This is a genomic window from Paraburkholderia sp. 2C (assembly GCF_054589215.1).
This window is the reverse complement of sequence record NZ_BAAILL010000017.1, coordinates 56,782-79,634: the sequence shown is the minus strand read 5'-3', so window position 1 is coordinate 79,634 and position 22,853 is coordinate 56,782. Positions and strand designations below refer to the sequence as shown.

At 63.6% G+C, this 22,853-nt stretch carries 15 protein-coding genes; 10 read left to right on the top strand and 5 right to left on the bottom strand.

The features are described 5' to 3' along the window. Positions 1-46: 46 nt before the first annotated feature. The 5 genes from ACYPXD_RS04915 to ACYPXD_RS04895 all read left to right on the top strand — a co-directional run bounded on the left by ACYPXD_RS04915 (position 47) and on the right by ACYPXD_RS04895 (position 9,365). On the top strand, positions 47-2,689 hold the full coding sequence (locus ACYPXD_RS04915; RefSeq protein ID WP_459708115.1) for an FHA domain-containing protein: 2,643 nt from the start codon (positions 47-49) through the stop codon (positions 2,687-2,689). Continuing rightward, a complete protein-coding gene (locus tag ACYPXD_RS04910; protein WP_459708112.1) occupies positions 2,667-4,040 on the top strand; it encodes an HlyD family efflux transporter periplasmic adaptor subunit in 1,374 nt (457 codons plus the stop codon). The genes ACYPXD_RS04915 and ACYPXD_RS04910 overlap by 23 nt, the downstream gene beginning before the upstream one ends. Before the next feature lie 75 nt (positions 4,041-4,115). Beyond that, on the top strand, positions 4,116-4,868 hold the full coding sequence (locus ACYPXD_RS04905) for a peptidylprolyl isomerase (protein ID WP_459708110.1): 753 nt from the start codon (positions 4,116-4,118) through the stop codon (positions 4,866-4,868). Positions 4,869-4,932: 64 nt separating this feature from the next. Further along, positions 4,933-7,992, top strand: a complete 3,060-nt coding sequence (locus tag ACYPXD_RS04900; RefSeq protein WP_459708109.1) for an ABC transporter transmembrane domain-containing protein — start codon at positions 4,933-4,935, stop codon at positions 7,990-7,992. Continuing rightward, positions 7,989-9,365, top strand: a complete 1,377-nt coding sequence (locus ACYPXD_RS04895) for a sigma-54 interaction domain-containing protein (protein WP_459708108.1) — start codon at positions 7,989-7,991, stop codon at positions 9,363-9,365. Before ACYPXD_RS04900 ends, ACYPXD_RS04895 begins: the two co-directional genes overlap by 4 nt. 50 nt (positions 9,366-9,415) lie before the next feature. On the opposite strand, the gene ACYPXD_RS04890 is transcribed toward ACYPXD_RS04895, so the two are convergent. After that, a complete protein-coding gene (locus ACYPXD_RS04890) occupies positions 9,416-10,192 on the bottom strand; it encodes a PP2C family protein-serine/threonine phosphatase (RefSeq protein ID WP_459708106.1) in 777 nt (258 codons plus the stop codon). A 16-nt stretch (positions 10,193-10,208) separates the two neighbouring features. Next, complete coding sequence (locus tag ACYPXD_RS04885; protein WP_075160254.1) at positions 10,209-10,493, bottom strand: hypothetical protein; 285 nt, start codon at positions 10,491-10,493, stop codon at positions 10,209-10,211. A gap of 492 nt (positions 10,494-10,985) precedes the next feature. Here ACYPXD_RS04885 and ACYPXD_RS04880 point away from each other — a divergent pair, with 492 nt between their 5' ends. The 3 genes from ACYPXD_RS04880 to ACYPXD_RS04870 all read left to right on the top strand — a co-directional run bounded on the left by ACYPXD_RS04880 (position 10,986) and on the right by ACYPXD_RS04870 (position 14,717). Further along, the gene (locus ACYPXD_RS04880; RefSeq protein ID WP_459708103.1) at positions 10,986-11,525 is read left to right on the top strand and encodes a lecithin retinol acyltransferase family protein; all 540 of its coding nucleotides are present in this window, start codon (positions 10,986-10,988) and stop codon (positions 11,523-11,525) included. Between the two features lie 40 nt (positions 11,526-11,565). Beyond that, positions 11,566-11,811, top strand: coding sequence for a hypothetical protein (locus tag ACYPXD_RS04875; protein ID WP_459708101.1), 246 nt, complete (start codon positions 11,566-11,568; stop codon positions 11,809-11,811). 440 nt (positions 11,812-12,251) lie between these two features. Next, on the top strand, positions 12,252-14,717 hold the full coding sequence (locus ACYPXD_RS04870; protein WP_459708099.1) for a cytotoxic necrotizing factor Rho-activating domain-containing protein: 2,466 nt from the start codon (positions 12,252-12,254) through the stop codon (positions 14,715-14,717). A 25-nt stretch (positions 14,718-14,742) separates the two neighbouring features. On the opposite strand, the gene ACYPXD_RS04865 is transcribed toward ACYPXD_RS04870, so the two are convergent. The 3 genes from ACYPXD_RS04865 to ACYPXD_RS04855 form a co-directional block, all read right to left on the bottom strand. Next, on the bottom strand, positions 14,743-16,485 hold the full coding sequence (locus ACYPXD_RS04865; protein ID WP_459708436.1) for a peptidoglycan D,D-transpeptidase FtsI family protein: 1,743 nt from the start codon (positions 16,483-16,485) through the stop codon (positions 14,743-14,745). Positions 16,486-16,713: 228 nt separating this feature from the next. Then, positions 16,714-17,460 carry an aquaporin Z gene (gene aqpZ / locus ACYPXD_RS04860; protein ID WP_459708097.1) on the bottom strand — a complete coding sequence of 249 codons (747 nt, stop codon included), beginning with the start codon at positions 17,458-17,460 and terminating at the stop codon, positions 16,714-16,716. A 267-nt stretch (positions 17,461-17,727) separates the two neighbouring features. Further along, positions 17,728-19,278 carry a methyl-accepting chemotaxis protein gene (locus ACYPXD_RS04855; protein ID WP_459708434.1) on the bottom strand — a complete coding sequence of 517 codons (1,551 nt, stop codon included), beginning with the start codon at positions 19,276-19,278 and terminating at the stop codon, positions 17,728-17,730. A gap of 650 nt (positions 19,279-19,928) precedes the next feature. Between ACYPXD_RS04855 and aepX the strand changes: the two genes are divergently transcribed. After that, positions 19,929-21,656, top strand: a complete 1,728-nt coding sequence (aepX, locus tag ACYPXD_RS04850; protein WP_459708095.1) for a phosphoenolpyruvate mutase — start codon at positions 19,929-19,931, stop codon at positions 21,654-21,656. After that, on the top strand, positions 21,653-22,822 hold the full coding sequence (aepY, locus tag ACYPXD_RS04845) for a phosphonopyruvate decarboxylase (RefSeq protein WP_459708093.1): 1,170 nt from the start codon (positions 21,653-21,655) through the stop codon (positions 22,820-22,822). The genes aepX and aepY overlap by 4 nt, the downstream gene beginning before the upstream one ends. Positions 22,823-22,853 lie beyond the last annotated feature (31 nt).

Below are 22,853 nucleotides of genomic sequence, written 5' to 3'. Positions count from 1 at the left end.
GATCCGACGCAGGCGCCAGCGGGTATACGCTTAGTGATCCAGAAAGATGAACCCCGGCGAAGCTTCGATTGCTGAGATGCGGGCGACTCTGAACCAGGAGTTCGATGTCGTGCTCGTGCCGGTTTCAGACCCGGCACTCGGCGTGATCCGGATTCGCGAAAGCCTTTTCGCCATCGGCCGCAGCGAAGCGCCGTTCGCCGCTTACCCGCGCGAGCGCGTGGCCCGCCTGTCGCGGCGCCACGCACGAATCTTCTCCGAACATGGCGCAGTTTATGTCGCCGATCTCGACAGCAAGAACGGCACGTCGGTCAATGGCGTCGCCGTGCGCGAGTCGCCCAGCCGCGTGCGAGCCGGCGACGAGCTGTGTTTCGGCGGCGAGCTTGCCTATCGCGTCGGCATCGAGCCGCGCGCGTTCGACGCGGCCGCGGCGCTGGCGGCGCAGCAGGTGAGCGTCACGCTGATTCCCGAGCGGTCCGACCTCGGCCTCGAATCGATCGACGTGGAGGCGTTTCCGTTTCTGGTCAGCAAAACCGATCCGCTGTTCTCACGCTATAAAGAGCGCTTTCCGCATCAGGTCAACTATATTTCGCGCCGCCATGCGCATCTGTTCCTGCGCGGTGGCGAACCGCATGTCGAGGATCTCGGCAGCACAAACGGCACGTTTGTCGGAGGAAAGCGGCTCGACGAATCGGCACTTGCACTGCGGGACGGCGACGTGCTTGGATTCGGCAGCGATCATTTCGTCTATCGCGTGAGGGTGCACAAGGCGCCCCCGATCGAGCCGACCGTCACGCATCTGATGGCGCACCAGGCTTCGCGCGATGCGCAGGCGCACCATGCGGTGCCGGATGCGGAATCGCCGGCTGCTCGACCCGCGCCGGCGACGGCGTCCGCCCCCGCAATCGAGCCCGCAATCGAGCCGGCAATCGAGCCGGCAATCGACATGGACAAGACGACGTTCGTCGGCGCCGCGCATTCGTTTCTCGACATTTTCTATGTCGATCGCGCCGTGCAGCGCGAGGACGAAGTCAACGAGGCCGCGCGGCCCGCAGTGGCCGATCATGCCGCGGACGAGTCTCGCTCGCGCCAGCCGCGCCACCTCTTTAGCGCGCTCGCCGCGGAGTACGCGCGCACCTTCGCGGGCGACCGCAAGACGCTGCGGCGTATCGGAATCGCTTCGCTTGCGGTGGTGCTGCTGATCGTGGCGCTCGCGTCGGCGCTTTATATGAGGGGTGCTTCGGAGCGCGAACTCAAGCACCTGCTGGCCAGCGGCGACGACGAGCAAGCGCTGGTTGTCGCGAACGCTTACCTTGCGCGTCATCCCACCGACGATGCGGTCAGGACACTGGCGAGCGTCGCGCTGATGAAAGCGCGCGTGCCAGGCTGGCTCGACGCGTTGCATGCGGGACAGTACGATCGCGCGGCGGCATTGGTCGGCGGCATGAAGGCGTCGAGCGCGGGCAATCCGGATACGGCGCCGTTGATCGACGAATTGCAATGGGTGGGCGATCTCGAGCATTTTGCGGCGCGACGCGGTACCACTACGGCGGCAGCCGGCGGGCAGTCCGGCAGCGACGCGCCTATCCGGATCTATGGCGACGAGGCGCGCATCAACGGCTTGCTCGAGCACTGGGACGACGACCCCAGCAGCCATCAGCGCACGCTCGATCGAATTGCATCGTATGTGCCGCAATTCGCCGACCCGTATGCGCTGGCGTTGAGCCATCTGCGCAAGCTGCAAAGCGACGACTCGGTGTATGTCGCGGCCATCGATCGGCTCAATACGGCAATCGGCACCGAGCTTGTGCGCGACAAACCGGATGCGCTGATCGCCGTGTTGGACGACTGCACGCAGCGTTATCCGCGGCTTGCGGGCCTCGACAGTCTGCGAGACGACCTTCGCCAATACATCGATCTCCTGAATGCGCTGCTGGCGAGACGGTTGACGCCGCTGCTCACGCAGATGAAGCAGGTGCGATTCGCGACGCCGCCATTTCAGGCGCAATACCGTCAACTGGCCGCGTCGCGTTTGCCGTTGCCCGATGTGGTTCGCCAGCACGACGAGGCAATTGCCGCCTGGCAGCGCGGCGACATGCAACAGGCGCTCAATATCTTGCAACAGATTGCAGGCGGCGCATGGTCGAAAGAGATTGCCGCCGAATACACGCACAAAAAGACACTCGCTGCGCAATTCGCGGACTTGCAGAACCATCGCGGCGGCAAAGATTATCAGCAGCGCCTGCTGTCGTTTTATGCCGGGCTCGATCCTGCCGAGGACGTGTGGTTCGCGCGCGCGATCGCACCTGACGTCGCGTCGCTGCGCGACAGCGCGCTGGCACAGGCGCATGCCCAGCTCGAACGCGCGCAGTCGCTGTGGCGCCAATACCGCGCGAACGGCTCGATCGGAGGCGCGCAGCGGCTCGAATCGGGTATTTCCGACAAGTTTCGCAACCAGGCGCGCGTGCTGAACGACGCGCAGGCTTCCGCGCATCAGGGCATGCGCGTCTATAGGCAGCTCAAAGCCGACCATCCGTCGCAGTGGGATCAACTCGTTGAAGACATCGACGCGGAAAGCGCGTTGCAACGCCGCTCGCTCGAAGAACTGCGCATGGTGCTCGAACCGGGTCTCCTGAAGGCGAAGCTCGCATTAATCGGAGGCAAAGACGGTGAAGCGCGATCCTCACCCTAAGCCGCTGCACGAGGCGCTGGAGGACCACAGCGTCGAAGGCATCGCGATTCTGACCGCGGAGCCGGTGCGCACCGCGCAGGCGCTCGTGCTGGCGATGGTCGCGCTGGTGGTGGCCGGTTTGTTGTGGTCGTTTATCGGGCGCGCGGATGTGATCGTCACCGCTCAGGGAACGTTGTCGCCCGAATCCGAAGTGCGGCGCATCTATGCGCCGATCGACGGCGAACTCGCGGACCTTTATATCGCTGAAGGTCAGCCTGTCTCGAAGGGCGACGTGCTCGCCCGGCTCAACGCGCGCGGTGCCATCGAGGCGGCGACCAATGCACTGCAAGCACAGCTGAAACTCGACGATGCCGAGCGCGAATGGAAGCAGTTTCCAGAAAAGAAGGAATTGATGGAGCGAAAGGCCGCCGCGCTCAAGGATCAGCTCGAAGTAGAAGAGCGCTTGCACGAAAACCGCCTTTCCGAAGGCACGACGAAGCTTGCCGAAGGGCAAAAGGCGGCGCTCGAAGAAGCGCGCAGCAATCTCGACAATGCGCGCCATCTTCGCGATGCGACACGCAGCGAGTTCGATAAATACGCGCGTCTTTTTGCGCAACCGGGCGGCGGCGGTGTCGCGGAACTGCAGGTCGAACAGAAGCGCAATGCGTATCTGGAAGCGGAAAACGCGTACCGTGTCGCGCAATCGAAGCTGACCGAGCTCGATTTCAAGCTGAGCCACGAGTTTGCCGAAGCGAACGCGCAGCTCGAAACGAGCGGTCAGCAGGCGACAAGTCTCAAACTGCAATACGACGCGGCCGTGCGCGAGATGACCAGCACCGAAGACAAGCTGCGCCTGCAACTGCAAACCGCGCGTCTCGTATCGGATGCCGCGGCGCGGATCCGCTTCGAGAATATCGACAAGGACAACTTCCTGCTGATTCTCGCGCCGGTGTCGGGCGTGATCACCGACGTCACGTCGACGCAGACGGGCGACAAGATCCAGGCCAATGCGCCGCTTGGCGGCATTGCGCCTAAAGATGCACGCCCGGTGCTCAAGATCGAAATCGCCGAACGCGACCGCGCATTCCTGCATGAAGGCATGGCGGTCAAGATGAAATTCAATGCCTTCCCTTACCAGCGCTACGGCATCGTCAAAGGCACGCTTGCGTACATTTCGCCTGCGACGAAGCCGTCCGGACCCGACAGGCAGCCGGTCTACGAAGGCCGCGTGACACTCGAAAAAGACTATTACCAGGTGGCGGAAAACCGCTATCCACTGCGTTACGGCATGACCGCAAGTGCGGAAATCGTCGTGCGCGAACGCAGGTTGATCGATCTCGGACTCGACCCGTTCCGGCAACTGGCCGGATAGCAGAATACAGGCGCCTTTCCTTAACCGATGCATGGCAGGCACGGCGCAGGGCACACAACCAGAGGAGCGAATGAGATGACCGCGATTGTAAGAATCGATGATGAAGTCGTCGACGATGCCGAGTTCATACGTTTGCTGAAACTGACGGGCCAGTTCGAAAGCCTGATCGAGCAGCTCGTGCGCGACAAGCTCACCGTGCATGCGGCGAAGAAACACGGCATTACCGTGAGCGCCGACGACATCCAGCAGCGCGCGGATCAGTTTCGCCGCGTGCGCGGGCTGCACCGCGCGGCCGATACGAACCAGTATCTCGATGCCATGGGCGTGTCGCTCGATCAGTTCGAATCGTTCATTACGGACGGCCTCTATCAGGAGAAGATGCTCGACAGCATCGCGGACGATCGCGCGATCGAAGAATACTTTTCGCTGAATTCGCCGAAGTTCGATGCGATCGAGGTCAGCCATATCGTGCTCGATAGCGAAGGAAAGGCGAAGGAGATGATCTCGTATCTGCACGACGATCCGGAGAGCTTCGCCGAGATGGCGCGCGAGCATTCGATTGCCGATACGGGCGCGGCGGGCGGCGTGATCGGCAAGGTGCTACGCGGGTCGCTTAAGCCCGATATCGAAGCGAAGATTTTCAATGCGGCGGTCGGCGATCTGCTTGGGCCGTTCGCATCGTCGGACCGGTCGTGCTTCGAGATCTTCGCGGTCACCGCGAAGTATCCGGCAACGCTCGACGACGATGTGACATCGGAAATCAAGCGCCTGTTGCGCGAAGAGTGGCTGATGGCACGCGCGCAGGAACACATTATCGAAGCGCGCTGACGGGCGCGGACCACCGAACCTGTTTGCCGCCGCATTGACATGAATTCGTCGAGACGCCACTGATATGGACGCTCCTCCGCAAATGTCGCCGACCACCGCGGATTTTCTTGCGTCGGTTGAAATCCTTTCGCCGTTTTCGCGCGACGAGATCGAGCGCCTCGCCGCGCAGGCGCAGTCGCGTTTCCACACGTTCGGCGAAACGGTATGCAATGCCGGCGATCCGGCGGATGGACTGTTTGTGATCAAGTCCGGGTCCGTGCGCATTTTTACCGAAGAGCACGGCAAGGAAATCAGCATGGGCGTGCGCAAGCAGGGTGAGATCTTCGGCGAGATCGCCATGCTGCGCGCTTACGTGCATGAGTCGTCGGTGCGTGCATCGGCCAAAACCGAATTACTGTTTATTCCGCATGCGGCGATCGAGCCGGTGATCGTGGCGAATCAGGCCGCGCATGCGTTCGTTGCGAGCTATGTGGCGATCAATTCGGCGGGTGGCTTTGTTGCGCAACTGTTCGATCTGCGCGGCAAGCTCAACAAGACCGAGCTTGAGGAATATGTACGCAGCGTAGGCGTTAAACGGGTCAGCGCCGGTAAGGAGATCCTCAAGCAGGATGCGCGCGACGATCGGCGCCTTTATGTGGTGCGCCAGGGCGAAGTCAGGATCGTGCGCAATGAAGACGGCCACGACTACGCAATCGCGACCTTGCGCGACGGCGAGATATTCGGGGAAAAGGCCTGCTTGATGCGCCAGGAACAGATCGCGTCGGTGGTTGCGACCACCGATACGCGGCTGCTGGTCATTCCCGAGCGCACCGTGCATTTCATCCTCGAGCGCAATCCGAAGCTGCGTGAAGTGCTCGACGAACGGATTCGCTATGCGGACCGCGAACTCGAGCGCCAGAAGCGCCTCGAGCAGCGGCGCAAGCGTCCGCTGACACTCGATCTGCATACGAAGCCGGAATTCGGCGAGCGTGTGATCAAGCGTTTCCCGCTGGTCGAGCAGGCGGAGGAAATGGATTGCGGCGCCGCGTGCCTTGCGATGATCTGCAAGCACTACGGCATTCCGATGACGCTCGGCAAGCTGCGCGAGCTTGCGAATGTCACGACGCAGGGCGCGACGCTCGACAGTCTTGCACGCGCAGGCGAAGCGCTCGGCTTCACGACGCATGGCGTGCAGTGCACGTTCGATTCGCTGCGCGGCTTCGAGTTGCCGTTCATCATTCACTGGGAGGGCTACCACTATGTGGTGGTGTACGGCGTATCGCACGACACCGTGTGGCTTGCGGACCCGGCGCTCGGCTTCCGGAAGCTCGCCGTCGAAGATTTCGAGCGCGGCTGGAGCGGCACCTGTCTGCTCTTCACGCCCGGCCCAAATCTGATTCGGCTGGCCGCATCGCGTTCGCCATGGCTGCGTTTTATCGGTTACCTGACGCCGTATCGCAAGATACTTGCGTACCTGTTTCTGGCGACGTTCGTCATTCAGGTGCTCGGCGTGATTCCGCCGCTGATCATCCAGAATATTCTCGATGGCGTGATCGTTCACCAGAACATCGGGCTGCTGCATCTGCTGATTATCGGGCTCATCATCTCGAATGTGTTTTCGCAGCTGATGTCGACGATACGCGCGTATCTGTCGAACTTCATGGTGCGCAACATGGACTTCGCGATGATGTCGCAGTTCTTCAGGCACACGTTGTCCTTACCGTTTTCGTTCTTTGCGAAGCGCAAGACCGGCGATATTTTCGCGCGCTTCCAGGAGAATCAGACGATCCGTGCATTCCTCACGGAGTCGACGGTGACCACCGCGCTCAACCTGCTGATGGTGTTCATCTACTTCGCGATCATGTTCTTCTACAACGTGAAGATGACGCTGACGCTGATCGCGTTTGTCATTCCGATCATTGCGTTGACGGTGCTCGCGACGCCGAAAATCAAGGCCTATGCGCGCGAAGTGTTCGCCGCGTCGACCGATTCGAAAGCGTTCCTGATGGAGGCGCTGTCCGGCGTCGAAACGGTCAAGGGCATGGGCATCGAGCGTCCCGTGCGGCTGCGCTGGGAAAAGAAGTATGCAAAGGCGCTCGAAGTGCAGTACCGCGCGCACGCGTTCAACATCATGGTCGGCTTCGGCAGCCAGTTGCTCAATGCCGCGACGACGATCGCGATTCTTTGGGTCGGCGCGGACCTCGTGCTTGCGCGTGAAATGACGATCGGACAACTGATCGCATTCAATGCGTTCATGGGCAGCGTGCTAAGCCCGTTGATGGGGCTGGTCGGCTTGTGGAGCATGCTCAACGATGCAGGCGTGGCGATGGAGCGCCTCGGCGACGTGCTCGATATCGAGCCGGAGCAGAAGCCGCAGGACCTTCAGTCGCGTGTGATGCTGCCCGATCTGCAAGGCGAAATCAGCCTCAACGGGGTCTATTTCCGCTATGGCGAAAGCGACGCGCCGTATGTGCTCGAAAACATCAGCTTCGATATCAAGCCCGGCGAACTCGTGGCGATCGTTGGGCGCAGCGGCTCGGGCAAGACGACGCTCGCGAAGCTGCTGGTCGGCTTCTATGCGCCGAGCGAAGGCAAGATGACCGTCGATGGTTACGACCTCAATGTGGTCGACAAAGGCTATTACCGCGCGCAGATCGGCTATGTGATGCAAACCAATCTGCTGTTTTCGGGGACGATCGCCGAAAACATCGCGAGCGGCGACGATACGCCCGATCGGCGCCGCATCGAGGAGGTCGCGAAGATGGCCGACGCGCACGCGTTTATTGCCAGGATGCCGCTCGGTTACGAGCAGATAGTCGGCGAGCGCGGCATTGGGCTATCGGGTGGGCAAATCCAGCGGCTCTGCATCGCGCGCGCGCTTTATCACGACCCGCGGCTGCTCGTCTTCGATGAGGCGACGTCGGCGCTCGATACGCAATCGGAGAGCAACATACTCAGCAATATGCATGACATCCTGAAAGGCCGCACTGCCGTGATCATCGCGCACCGGTTGAGCACGATCATGCGGGCGGACAAGATCCTCGTGCTGTATGAAGGGGCGATCGTCGAGCAGGGGCGGCACGAGGAACTCGTCAACCGGAAGGGCATGTACTACCAGCTCGTCCAGAAACAGTTGAGTGCATGATGAAAATACTCGACCAGCCGGAGGACAGCAGCCCCGCGATTTCCTATGCGGGGCTGATCGAAAAGATCGAAATCCTGCGCTCCACGCTGCGCTGGTCTTCAAGGCTCGAGCGCGCGGAGATCGAGAAACTGTTGCGCCAGGCGAGTGTGCTGCGCGACGAAGTGATGCAGTTGTCGCACAAGGAGCGCTTCGTGCAGGCCGCAACCGCGGAGCCGGAACGCGCGGCCGCCGCCGAAGCGGCCCGGACGCGTGGCGCGCGGCGCGAAGCGCTGCTTGCACGCAGCTTTATTTTCGAGGGCACGTTCGGCGACAATCCGAAGCTGCTGGAGGCGCTTGAAATTGCCGAGAAAGCTGCGCCAACGGATTTGCCGGTGCTGATCGACGGCGAAAGCGGCACTGGCAAGGAACTGATGGCGAAGGTGATCCACGCGAACGGCGGCCGCGCGGACAAGCCGTTTATCTCGGTGAACTGCGGCGCGATTCCGGACAACCTGCTGGAATCCGAACTGTTCGGCCATCGCAAGGGCGCGTTTACCGGCGCATCGAGCGACCGCAAAGGCAAATTCGAGAGCGCGCATACCGGGACGATTTTTCTCGATGAGATCGGCGAGCTGCCGTTGTCGGGGCAGGTGAAACTGCTCAGAGTGCTCGAAGCGCACGAAATCCAGCGCGTCGGCTCCGATGAGCCGATCGCGGTCGATACGCGCATCGTCGCGGCGACAAATCGCAATTTGCGCAAGCTCAGCGAGCAGGGCACCTTTCGCGAAGACCTGTTCTACCGGCTCAGCGTGATTCACGTGACCTTGCCGCCGTTGCGCGAGCGCCGCGATGAAATCCCGCTGCTGTTCTCGTACTTCGGCGATGAAGCCGCGGGCGCGCTCAAGCGCCGGCCGATCAGAATGACGCCGCGTCTGCGCGATTTTCTGCTGACCTATGCGTATCCGGGCAATATCCGGGAACTGCGCAACATCCTGTATCGGGTATCGTGCCTCGCCGGCGATATCGCCGATATCGAGCACTTGCCCGTCGACGTGCGGCCTGCTGCAAGCGCGTCGTCGGCGGTTGCGGGAGCGGAGGCCGCCACGGTGATAAACGGCGAAGCCGGCATATCGAATCTGCTGTCGCTGAGCGACGCGAAACGTGCGGCAAGCGATGAAGCGGAAAAGGCGTTCCTGCAGCGCGGCTTGCGTGAAGTCGGCGGCACTGTCGCGGAACTCGCGCGTCGCGTCGATATGAACCGCTCGCATCTGCAGATGCTGCTGAAGAAGCACGGGCTGCATTCGAAAGATTTTCGCCAGCCTCAGCGACCGCGCGGCGTGACGCACACGGATCATCAGAACGACGCGGACGATAGCGATGCCGATCTGCGCTGAACGCTGAACGCTTGGCTCGATGCGTGGTCCGCCCGCACTGCGCGTTCGAATCAGCGTGTCGGATTCAGCAATGTCTTGTCGGATGCGAGCGGATCTTCCGCCTGCACGAGAATCGCGGTGATGTTGTCGCGCCCCCCGCGCGCCAGCGCTTTGTCGACGAGTTCATCGGTGACGCGCCGGATGTCGAGTGGAAAGGCGGCCAGTGCCGCGAGAATCTCGGCGTCGGTCAGTTCGTTCGATAGCCCATCGCTGCACAGCAGGAACAGGTCGCCGTCGGCGACTTCGAGCGTGTCTTCGTCGATCGCGAGCGCGTCCGTGGCGCCGACCGCGCGCGTAATGATGTGATGCGCCGGATGGTTGCGCGCTTCCTCTTCGGTCAACTGGCCGAGCGCGCGCAGTTCCTCGACATGACTATGGTCGCGCGTCAGTTGGCGCAACCGGCCGTGGCGGCATAAGTAGATGCGGCTGTCGCCGGCCCACAGACAGCCGCAGAAGCGGTCGCACGCAAGCAGCACAACCACGGTGCTGCCGATCCGCTGCACCTGGCGGCGTGCTGCTTCGTCGCGCAACTGCTGATTGGCGTCGAGCAGTACGGCACGCGTTTGCGCAAGTGCCTGGCCGATGCCGGCCGCCGCATCGGGCAACTGCCGAAGCCTGTCGATCACAAGCCGGCTCGCGACGTCGCCAACCGCATGTCCGCCCATGCCGTCGGCGACTGCCCAGCGCCCGCGCGCCGGCTCGTCGAGACAGGCATCTTCGTTGATGTCGCGCACGCGCCCGGCATCCGAGCGCGCCGTCGACACCCAGCGGAAGTGGCTTGCGCACATGACGGCTCAGCTTCGGTCAGGCAGTGTTTCTGCTGAGCGCATCCGGCGCGACGCTGATGTTCGAATTCGGCGCGCTATTGCGCACGTCGACGGTCTGGAACTGGTTGATCATCTGGTCTGCGTAGAAGTTGTTTTGCACTTCGTACAGATTAACCACCGGGCCCATGCTTGGCGAACTGCGTACGTATGGCTGGATCCAGCCGAATACCCATGGCGCGCCACCGCCGCCGCGGATCGCGGTCATTGCCTTGCGGTCGAGTGCGAGGTTATGCGAGAGGTCGTGAATTGCGATCGAGGCCATGGTCGGTTCTCCGGAAGAAGCCGGTGCTGCGCGGCTGCGATGTTGAAAAGGATAGCTGCGGCAAATCGGTGCAAGGGGTGTGCCAGTTTGTATCCATTCCGACTACGAAATGCTAACGCATTGATTGGGCGGCAATCCTGCGCGGCGATTCGGGTCGTCGCGCGCGGCTTCGCGTGCTCGCGTTCTGCGGCGGCCAACACAATGCCGGAGAAAACGTTGGGACACCCAACACAATCCGCGGCGACTTGCCGTCGCGCAGTCGGTGCGCTCCATTGTGCGCGCCGTCATGTCTGCCATGGCGTGCTTGCAAACTGATCGCCGCGTGCCAACACGTTCAGGCGAATAGTGTTGGGACATGGCGTACACCGGCGCATCCGACGCCTTTCGGTTTGGCACGAATCCTCGATAGATCAATGACTTGCATTCGTTGGCCCGGATGATGCAAAAACACCGGTACCAGTGTTGGACTTCTGAAGCGAAACGGGGCAAGCCATGAACACCATCCACCAGCCAGCGACGATCGAGCAGCGGACCGCGCAATGCGCGACGGCCTGCGCGGTCAACGATGTCACGGTTTATGGCTTCTATGAAGAACCGGCGCTCGGCGCACACCTCATCACGCAACGCCGCGGCTACGCGCATCACGGTATTTATGTCGGCGCCGGCAAGGTGGTTCACTACGCCGGGTTTGCCGGCTCGGCCCAGCGCGGTCCGATTGGCGAGGTCACGCTCGAACAGTTTGCCGCGGGTCATGCGATCACCGTATGGCCGCATCCGTGCCCGAAGTATGTGGGCGAGGAGGCGGTGCGCCGCGCACGCTCGCGGCTGGGCGAAAACCGCTATCGCCTGCTGACCAACAACTGCGAACACTTTTGCGCGTGGTGCCTGTTCGGCGAAAGCCGCAGCGAGCAGGTGCACGCGTGCTTCACGCGTCCCAACGCGGCGTTGCGCGCGCTGCTGTGTCTGATCACGGCGGGCGTTGCGCGTGGACTGAAGGGAAAGGGCGGCCGGCTCGTCGCTCGCGCGGCGTAACGCGACGGCTATCGATCAACAGCCGCTCAAGGAGACTGTCATGAACACAACCGGAAAAACACTGCACTGGGCCGTCGATAAGTGGCTCGCGCCGACGCCCGCGATGCCCGCGCGTGTCACGCGCCTATTGCGTACGTCCGGATACGGCCGGCGGTGTGTGCGCGTCGAAGCCTCGCGGCCGGGCGGCCTGCTGTCGATCCTGTTTTTCCGTCACGACGACGGCTCGTGGAATGTGTTCCCGCCGACAGCCCGGCGGCCAGCAATGAACGGCTGGCGGGCGGCGTGAATGGGACCGGATTGCGCAGCTTGGTGGTGCTTAACCGGAATTGAACCCAACCGGAATCGAACCCAACCGGAATTGAACCCAACCGGAATCGAACCCAACCGGAATCGAACCCAACCGGAATCGAACCCAACCGGATTGAACCTGCCGCGCGGACAAAAAAATGCCGCCTGGACTTCGGCGGCTCAACAGGGGATGACGTCATCGTCGCCGCAAAGAATTAAACGAGCCTTAAGACTGTCACGGCCGATCCCCGGCGGCCGGTTGCGCGTCGCTGCCGCGCTCGCGGCGCCCGCTTGCGGACGTGCTGATCCTTCACCACACCGACGGTTTCTTCAGCCCTATGCTGGGGCCCATCGCTCACTCGCGCATTCATCCGACGCGTCCTTCACGTTTCGGAGGCCACGCGTGGCACGGCGATCAGTGTTCAGGGAGTTCACATCATGATGATCTGGGACAGGGTGCCGCACCCGATATTGCACAAACGCCCGGATCCGGTTTCACGGCGTCCCGATGACGACGATAAAACCGGGTCTTCCAGCGCGGGATCGCGAGCGAAGGGCACGCCGGCGAACGACGCGCCGGGGCAGGGCGCGTCAGCAAAAGGATTCGTGCCGCAGGCCAGCAATGCATCTCGCGAGCGACGCCCTCCGCCGGACAAGCGCGCGCCGCCGTCCGGCCGGCCTCAGGACGCGAGTGTGCTGGAGCCGCCGCCCGCATCCGATGTTTTGAAGCCCTACCCGGACGCCGATCAGTTGACGGAGCGCTTTCTGCTGCTCGAGGAGAATGCGCTGGCGATTAACCTGAAGCCTCGCGACCAGTTGTCGATCGAAGACGGCCTCACGCTCAAGGAATATGACGCATTGCGCGATCGCCTTGCATTCCTGCGCGCCGACGGCGCGACGCAGGATGGCGGCCCGGTTGCGATGCGGCGGTTCGTGCCCGCCGCTCCGGCAGAGGGCGCTCAAACGCCGCCGCCCGCTGCAACACCGCCACGCAACGACGACGGGCCGCAAATCCGTTATGTCGGCGGCGTGCGGATCAAGAACGACTATTCGCTGAAAGAAGTGTTTGGCATGGGCGCCGAGGCGGTGAAGCGGCCGTTCGGATCGTTCATCAAGAGTGCGAGAGATCTGGTCAAGAAAGCGACGCAAGGTGTCGCGCTCAGCGCCGACGAGGAGCAGAAAATCTATCAGTACGCGCAGATCGTCGAATCGTTTCTGACGCTGACCCATGCGGGGCGCGTGCAGCAAGCCGCCGGTTCCGCCCTCGAGACGTTGAATTCGGCGCTCGCGGGCGAATCCCTATCGCCGCAGACGATGACGGACAATATCGGCCAGCTGCAAGGGTTCGGCGAAGGGTTGGCTCCGACGTCGGCCGGCGTTGGGTGGATTGTTCGCAAGCCGCCTGCGCCGGCCCGGACGAGAGCGACAGCGCCACAGGCACCGCCGCGGGAGCCGTTGTCTATCTTCGATTTTCCGCGCTTCAGGATTCCGCTGGGAATGCGCGCCGGTGGCCGCGACGCGCAGCCCGCGTTCAAACCGCCGGCACGGCTGCCGACGGGCCAGATCGGCTATCGGCTCAGTCCGACCCGTCCGCCAAAGCTGCCTGCTGAAGGGACCCAGGGCGCGGGTGCGGGCAAAGAAGCCGGCTCGCGCGAGGAGCCGGTTGCCGGAGCCGCCAAAGATTCTGGCGCACGCAAGGAGCCGGTGGCTGAAACGGCCGAAGAAGCCGGCCCGCGCGAGGAGCCGGTCGCCGGCGCGAGTGGCGGCGCGTCAGGTAAGACTGAAGAAGCGGCGCTCAGGCACGCGTCATCCGAACCGGGCCGGAAAGTCTCAGAGGCCGACCCCAGCTGTCTGTCGCGGTCCACGGGATGCGTGCCGACCGGCGCGGCGCCGATCACAATCGAAAACGCGGCGATTGACCGTCTTGCAGGCAAAGGGCCGATCAGCGTCAGCGCGCCGCTCGGGCCGGACGAAGAACAGCGGCGCGTCAACGCCTTTGATACGCCGTTTATTTTTTACCGCAAGGATATGGACGTCACCAGCATGGCGCGCGGACGCCGCTTGCAGAAAACGAGTTCAGACATGCGGCGTGATGTGCTCAAGGTCGGCAACGGGGGAGATGTCACGTCTTACTCGGGGGATGCGAAGTTTTTCGTGGGAAGGCAGTGGGGGCCCGACGGAGCGAAGCTCGCCGAGAACATCAATGTGATTCAACTCAATAACGGCAGGGACGGTGTTGGCGCATTGCGGTTGCGTTTCGCGGACATTCCGCAGGGTGCATCGGTGCTCGTGACCGGTGGGCCGATGAGCGGCTGCACGATGCTTTTCGCAAGCGACGGCCATTCGCTTTATGCCTATCATGCGGGCACATCGTCGCCGAGTGCGAACTGGCATACGTCGACCGATGGCGCGCGCAGTATCGTCAAGGCTCACCGCACGATCGGCCCGCGCTCGACATCCGACCTCCGCTGGCAAAACAACAATCTCGACCTCGTCGAGGTCGGTCATCAGTATCCGTTCTCGGCGCTGATCTACAGCGGCCGGAAGCTCAGCAATGCCGAGGCGGTGGCGGGCATGGGCGCAATCGCGGGCGCCGTCGGCGTGCCCGAACTGACCGCGCTGAACACCCAACTGGGTATCAAGCGGCATGAATACGGACCGCGAGAGAATCGCTGGCACATGATGACGTTCAACTACTACGAGCAGAACCCTCAGCAGCCCGCTGTCGGAACCGCGCTGGCCGTCGTGTCGCGCAACATGGACGGCTCGGTCACGTTACGGGTGCTGGCTGAAAAAGGGCACCTCGACAGAAGAACGTCAATCGGAGACCGGGACGATCTGATCTCGTACCGCTACACCCCTGTCGATAGCGACTCGGCAACGCTTTGGCTCGATAAAGCCTGAGCCGCTCACGGGAGCGCGCCGCGCCCTAGGCGTCGGGTGGCACGCCGAGCAGTTGCAGCGCGCCGCCCGCCACGGCCGAAAACACCGGCCCCGCGACCGTGCCGCCGTAAAACGCGCGCCCGGCCGGATCGTCGATCATCACCGCGACGATCAAACGCGGGTCGCTCATCGGTGCGATGCCGACGAAAAGCGCGCGGTAGCGGTTCTTCGCATACGTCGCGCCAATCTGCTTGCGCGCCGTGCCGGTCTTGCCGCCGACCCGATAGCCTTCGATCGACGCGGCCTGGCCGGTGCCGCCGGGGCCGGTCGCCATTTCGAGCATCGAGCGGATCGACGCCGCGGTAGCGGGCGTCGTGACGCGCCGCGCGTGCGCGAACGGCGGGTTCGCCGCATGGTCCGGCCGCGCGTCGGGGGCCGCCTCGCGGAGCAGGTTGACGGGCCGCAGCGTGCCGTCGCCGGCATAGACGGTGTAGACCTGCGCCAGTTGCAGCAATGACGCCGACAACCCATACCCATACGCCATTGTCGCCTGCTCGATCGGCCGCCAGCGTGCATACGGCCGCACCTTGCCCGCGGCGACGCCGGGAAACATCAGTTGCGGCGCGCGGCCGAGACCATAGTGCTGGTACGTGGTCCAGATCGTTTCCGCGGGCAGATTGAGCGCGAGCTTCGCGAGCGCGATATTGCTCGATTTCTGTAGCGCCTGCGCGACGGTCATGCGCCCGTGGTCGGACGTGTCGTGGATCAGATTCGGGCCGATCCGGTACGAGCCCGGCGCGGTATCGATCAACGTCTGCGGGCGCACTTTGCCCGCGTCGAGCGACAGCGCGACGACTACCGGCTTGATGGTCGAGCCGGGCTCGAATGTGTCGACGACCGCGCGGTTGCGCAGTTGCCGGCCGGTCAGCCGTGCGCGGTCGTTCGGGTCGAAGCTCGGATAGTTCGCGAGCGCGAGGATCTCGCCATTGCGCGCATCGAGCACGACGACGCTGCCCGCTTCGGCGTGATGCTTCGCGATGGCCACTTTCAGTTGTGCGTACGCGAGCTGCTGGATGCGACGGTCGATGGTCAACTGGACGGTCGCACCGTTGCGCGCCGGCTGCAGCGGCCGTGTTTCGTAGACGACGCGGCCGAGGCGATCGCGGATCACGTCGCGGCGGCCCGGCATGCCGCTCAACGCATCGTTCACGGCGAGTTCGACGCCTTCCTGGCCGTTGTCTTCGATATCGGTGAAGCCGACCACGTGCGCGGCCGATTCGCCTTCCGGATAGAAACGCTTCGTGTCGGCGATTTGCGTGAGGCCTGCAAGGCCGAGCCGGCTGATCTTCGCGGCCGTGTCCGCGTCGACCTGACGCTTGAGCAGCACGAACGACTTGTCGCCGGACACGCGCCGGCGCACTTCGGCGGGCGGCAGATCGAGCAGCGCGGCGAGCGGCGCGAGCGACCCGGCGTCGATCAGCTTCGGCGAGGCCCAGATTTCGTAGGTGGCAAGGCTGACGGCGAGCAGCGCGCCATGACGGTCGACGATGCGCCCGCGCGTCGCATCGAGTTCGATGGTCCGCTGATAGCGCTTCTGACCTTGTTCGACATAGAAGTCGCGATTGACCACCTGCACCCACCACGCGCGTCCGATCAGCGACGCGAAGGCGGTGAATGCGATAAACACGATGAGCTTCGAGCGCCACGCCGGCAGGCGCGCCGCGAGCATCGGATGCTTCGCATGGCTCGCGTAGGCAGGTCTGGATTGCGCTTTCTTTTTCAGAACCATGGTTGCGGGCTTGAAGTAAAACGCGGAATACATGGAACGCGCGGAACACGCGAAGTACGCGACGCAACCGTTGATGCGGCTGTTGCGCAGCGCCGCACCGATTGTAATGAATGTGTAATGTGAATGCGAGCGCGGCGCGGCGGGCGTTGCGGGAACACCATACCCGCCTCGCCCGACGCGCCGCGTGATGCGTGCGCTGCGATGTCGACGCGTAACGCTATCGATCGCTTATGCCGTCGCGCGCGATGCGCGCACCTCGCTGCTCGTCGCGCTGCCCGCAACGAGCGGATACACGATGCCCGCGACAACCGCACCGACGATCGGCGCAACCCAGAACAGCCACAACTGGTCGACCGCCGCGCCGCCGGCGAAGAGTGCAGGGCCCGTCGAGCGCGCCGGATTGACCGACGTGTTGGTCACCGGAATCGAGATCAGGTGAATCAGCGTCAGGCACAGGCCGATCGCGATCGGCGCGAAGCCGGCCGGCGCGCGCTTGTCGGTCGCGCCGAGAATCACGAACAGGAAGAAGCCGGTCAGCACCGCTTCGCAGATGAACGCGGCGGCCATTGTGTAATGGCCGGGCGAGCGATCGCCGTAACCGTTGCTGGCAAAACCGCTTGCGACCAGATCGAAGCCGGGCTTGCCGGATGCGATCAGCGACAGCACGAAGGCGCCGAGAATCGCGCCCGCGAGTTGCGCGACGATATACGGCACGACGTCGCGCATCGGAAAGCGGCCTGCGGTTGCGAGGCCGATGCTGACCGCCGGGTTCAGATGGCAGCCCGATACGTGGCCGATTGCATACGCCATCGTGAGTACGGTCAGGCCGAAGGCCAGCGCGACGCCGACGAAACCGATGCCGAGCCCGTGTTCGGGGCCGGCGAAGCTCGCTGCAAGAACGGCGCTGCCGCAGCCGCCGAGGACGAGCCAGAAAGTGCCGAACAGTTCGGCGACAAGACGTTTGGATAAAGACATGACGGGTTGTGCTCCCTGGAAAGTTTCAAGAACGGGAGCGCGCGAAACCGGTGCCGCACGATAGAAATGCGGCCGGTCCGCTCCCGAGCGCGGAGTTTAGTCATGCTCGGGAAAATTGACTGTCAAGATTTGTGAAGGGTCGGCGGCATGGGCCTGCGCGTCTGAAAGAAGTATGCGCAACGCGTACCGCCGGGTTCCGCCAGTCCGTTTATTTGACGTTTGCCGACATTCGGCCGCGCGCGTCGCGCAAGCGCGATGCGCGCGCTCTTATGCCCTCGCCGGCAGCGTGAAAGTGGAGATCGCGTCGCGCAGCCCGCTCACCTGGTCTTTCAGCGAATGCGCGGCTGCGGCCGCTTGTTCGACGAGCGCGGCGTTCTGCTGGGTGACCTGATCCATCTCGCCGACCGCGCGATTGACCTGCTCGATGCCGGCGCTCTGTTCGCGCGACGCGCGGCTGATCTCTTCGAGAATTTCGTTGACGCGCCGCACCGACTGCACGATCTCGCTCATCGTCGAACCCGCGCTCGCGACGAGTTCGGCGCCCGCGTCGACGCTGCCCGTCGACGTCTCGATCAGCGCCTTGATCTCTTTCGCCGCCGTGGCGGACCGCTGCGCGAGGCTGCGCACTTCGGCCGCGACGACCGCGAAGCCACGGCCCTGTTCGCCTGCGCGCGCCGCTTCGACGGCCGCGTTCAGCGCGAGGATATTGGTCTGGAACGCGATGCCGTCGATCACGCCGATGATGTCGCCGATCTGCCGCGAGCTGTTCGTGATGTCGCCCATCGTGCGCACCACGTCGTCGACGACCTGGCTGCCGCGCGATGCGACATCGGCCGCCTGGCTCGCGAGCTGGGCCGCTTGCGTGGCGCTGTCCGCGTTGTGCTTCACGTTGTGCGTCATCTGATCCATGCTCGATGCGGTTTGCACGAGCGCCGCTGCCTGTTCCTCGGTGCGCTGCGACAGATCGGTGTTGCCGGCGGCGATTTCGGTTGCGCCCACATCGATATTCTCGGTGCCGATGCGCACACGGGAAACCGTCGCGACAAGCCCGTGTTGCATCGCGGAGAGCGCGTGCAGCAGGCTCGTATGGTCGCCGGCGGAGACCGGCACCGCGGTCGCGAGGTCGCCGCTCGCCATTTGCTGCGCGGCCGCGACGGCCACTTCGAGATCGCCGCCGAGCGTGCGCCGCACGCTGCGCAGCACCAGCACCATCACGACGGTGGCGAGCGCGCCGAGCGCGAACGTCATGGCCAGCCAACGCGCGAGATTGCCGATAAACGCGCTGCGCACGTCGTCCATATACATACCGGTGACGAGGTACCAGTCCCACGGCGCGAAGCGCAACGAAAAGCTCGTCTTCGGCACCGGCTTGTCGCTGCCGGGCTTCGACCAGAGGTAGTCGACAAAGTCCCCGCCGGGCTTGCGATCGCCGGCTTTCACGATCTCGATGAACACGTGCGTGCCCGCCGGGTCCGCGAACTGATCGAGATTCTTGCCGTTCAGTTCGGGCTTGATCGGATGCATCAGCATCGCCGGCTTCGAATCGTTGATCGAGAAGTAGCCGTCGGTGCCGTAGCGCAGCGCGCCCACGGCGGCGAGCGCCTGCTTCTTCGCGTCCGCTTCGCTGAGCGCGTGCTGCTGCGACAGCGTATAGAAGTGGTTGACGATCGAATTGGCTTCCTGGCCGAGCGTCATCAGTTGCGCGCGGCGCTCCGCGATCATCGATGCGCGGCTTTGCCATGCGCCGAACGCGCCGATCAGGATCAGGCCGATCCACAGCACGGCAATCATCGAGCCGAGTTTCTTGTTGAGCGTCATGGTCTGCATGTCCGGGTGTCGGGATAAAACAAAGTGGATTGCAAGCGCGGTTGTCGTGCGAGGTTGAAAGCCGGAGGCGGTGAAAATGGCGTTGAAAGCCGGCTTCCACGGTGTGAAACGGTGAAACGGAACTTCGTGACGCCTAAGCGGCGTTAACGGATGCGCGGCGAACCCCGCGCAGCAGGGGAAACCCTTATATAGCAAGGATTTGCGGCGACTTTCGTCTGATAAATCAGGGCCTTGCGAGACCGCTGCGGGTCGGTGCGATGCGAGATCGGCGGAGCCGTTTGCCGTGGACGGCGCGCTGGGCGTAATTGGCCGTAAATCACACAATTTTCAAACTAATTCCACCAATTGCCATAAATGGCGTACCAATGCGGCGCGAGCGTTTTATTTCCGATATAGTCGCCACTTCTGGTGATCCCGAAATAGACCCGCGACCCGCGCGGGCGGCCAAAAACCGATTTGAACAAGAACCGCATCGATCAATTCGATATCTCCCTAAGCGCGGGAGCGCGCGCTCGTGCCCAGTGTTTCCGCGCACTCAGGCTTGCGTTCGCAAGCTCGACAACGATCGATTTTCCCAACGGCGCTGCGCGAGCGGCTGTCGACGTTTTGCCGCCATTGCAGCGGCCAGCAGGAGCCACAAAATGAATGCACGCGAACCTTCTTTTTCCGCTACTTCCGTCAATTCACGCAGCGCCCGGCTGCGCCAGATGCTGATCAGCAACGAACTCGAATTCCTGATGGAAGCGCATAACGGTCTGTCGGCACGCATCGTGCGCGAAGCGGGCTTCAAGGCGATCTGGGGCTCGGGTCTGACGATTTCCGCGCAATTCGGCGTGCGCGACAACAACGAGGCGAGCTGGACCCAGGTGGTCGATCAGCTCGAATTCATGGCCGACGCGAGCGACCTGCCGATTCTGCTCGACGGCGATACCGGTTACGGCAACTTCAACAACGTGCGCCGCCTCGTGCGCAAGCTCGAGCAGCGCGGCATCGCGGGCGTTTGCATCGAAGACAAGCAGTTCCCGAAGACCAACAGCTTTATCAACGGCGAGCGTCAGCCGCTCGCGGACGTCGACGAATTCTGCGGCAAGATCAAGGCCGGCAAAGACTCCCAACTCGACGAAAACTTCTCGATCGTCGCGCGCGTCGAGGCGCTGATCGCAGGCTGGGGCATGGAGGAAGCGCTGCGCCGCGCGGAAGCGTACCGCCAGGCAGGCGCCGACGCGATCCTGATGCACAGCAAGTTGTCGAAGCCCGACGAGATTCTCGAATTCGCGCGCGAATGGGCCGGCCGCTCGCCGATCGTGATCGTGCCGACCAAGTACTACAGCACGCCGACCGACGTGTTCCGCAAGGCCGGCATCAGCGCGGTGATCTGGGCGAACCATCAGCTGCGCGCGGCGGTGTCCGCGATGCAGGCGGTCGTGAAGGACATCTACGAGAACCAGACGCTCGTGAACGTCGAAGACCGCGTGGCGACGGTGAACGAGATTTTCCGCCTGCAGGATGCGGACGAATATTCGGAAGCGGAAGACCGCTACCTGTCCGCTTCGCGTGCGTCGGGCTCGGCTGTCGTGCTCGCGGCGAGCCGCGGCAAGGGCCTCGAAGCGGTCACCGCCGACCGTCCGAAGGTGATGCTGCCGATTGCCGGCAAGCCGCTCCTGCGCTGGCTCGTCGATGCGTTCAAGAAGCAGGGCGTGAACGACATCACCGTGGTCGGCGGCTATCGCGCCGATGCGATCGACACGGCGGGCATCAAGCTTGTCGTGAATGACAAACATGAAAGCACGGGCGAGCTCGCGTCGCTCGCGTGCGCGCTCGAACGCCTGCAAAACGACACGGTGATCTCGTACGGCGATCTGCTGTTCCGCAGCTATATCGTGCGTGACCTCGTCGAAAGCGAAGCGGCGTTCAGCGTCGTGGTCGATTCGTCGGATGCGTCGGAGACGCATGCAGCCAATCAGAGCGTGCGCGATTTCGCATGGTGCTCGGCCGGCGACGACCGCGGCCTGTTCGGCAACAAGGTGCTGCTGCGCCGTGTGTCGAGCAATGAAAGCGACGCGCCGGCAGGCGCGGCATCGAAGGCGCCGAACGGCCGCTGGGTGGGTCTGCTGAACGTGCGTGGCGCGGGCCTCGCGCGTCTTCAGGAAGTGATGGCGCAACTGCAGGCGCGCCCGGACTTCGCGTCGCTCGACATGCCCGCGCTGCTCAATGCGCTGATCGAAGCCGGCGAAGAGGTGGAAGTGCAATACGTGCACGGCCACTGGCGCGGCGTCAACGATCTCGAAGACTTCCGCCGCGCCGGCGATTTCGCGCATGCGCAAACGCCGCTCGCCCAAGGCGGCAGCGCCGACGAGGGTGCGCGATGATCGAAGCGGCACAGTTCGTCGAGGCCGCGCGCGAGCGCGGCTTCGACTGGTATGCGGGCGTGCCGTGTTCATACCTGACGCCGTTTATCAACTACGTGCTGCAGGACCCGAATCTGCATTACGTGTCGGCGGCGAACGAGGGCGATGCGGTGGCGTTCGTTGCGGGCGTGACGCTCGGCGGCAAGCGCGGCGTCACGATGATGCAGAACTCCGGACTCGGCAATGCGGTCAGCCCGCTCACGTCGCTGACGTGGACGTTCCGGCTGCCGCAATTGCTGATCGTCACGTGGCGCGGCCAGCCGGGCGTGCCCGACGAGCCGCAGCACGCGCTGATGGGCCCGATCACGCCGGCGATGCTCGACACGATGGACATTCCGTGGGAGACGTTTCCGACCGAGGCCGAAGCAATCGGTCCCGCGCTCGATCGCGCGATCAGGCATATGGACGAAACGGGCCGGCCGTATGCGCTCGTGATGCAGAAGGGCAGCGTCAAGCCGTATGAACTGAAGGCCGGCAACGCCGCGCCGCGCGGTGCGGCGAAAGCGGCCGTGACGCAAGTGAGCGGCGTCGCGCCCGACGCATTGCCGACTCGCAACGAAGCGCTGCAGCGCGTGATCGCGCATGCGCCGCTCGATTCGACGGTCGTGCTTGCGTCGACGGGTTTCTGCGGCCGCGAGCTGTATGCGATCGACGACCGCGCGAACCAGCTGTATATGGTCGGCTCGATGGGGTGCCTTACGCCGTTCGCGCTTGGCCTTGCGCTGGCGCGGCCCGATTTGCACGTGGTCGCGCTCGACGGCGACGGCGCGGCGCTGATGCGCATGGGCGTATTCGCCACGCTCGGTGCATACGGCGCAGCAAACCTCACGCACGTGCTGCTCGATAACGGCGCGCACGATTCGACCGGCGGCCAGGCGACGGTATCGCCGCACGTGTCGTTCGCGGGCGTGGCGGCCGCGTGCGGCTACGCATCGGCGGTGGAAACCGATCAGTTGAGCGTGCTCGACGAGGTGCTCGCCGCTTCGCGCGCCGATGTCGACGGCCCGCGTTTCGTGCGGCTGGCGATTCGCCGCGGCACGCCGGACGGCCTGCCGCGTCCGACGATCACGCCGCCCGATGTCAAGGCACGTCTAATGCGCCACATCGGCGCAATCGCTTTGTCGTAGCAAGCGCGATAGCCAGCACAGTAAGGAGAAC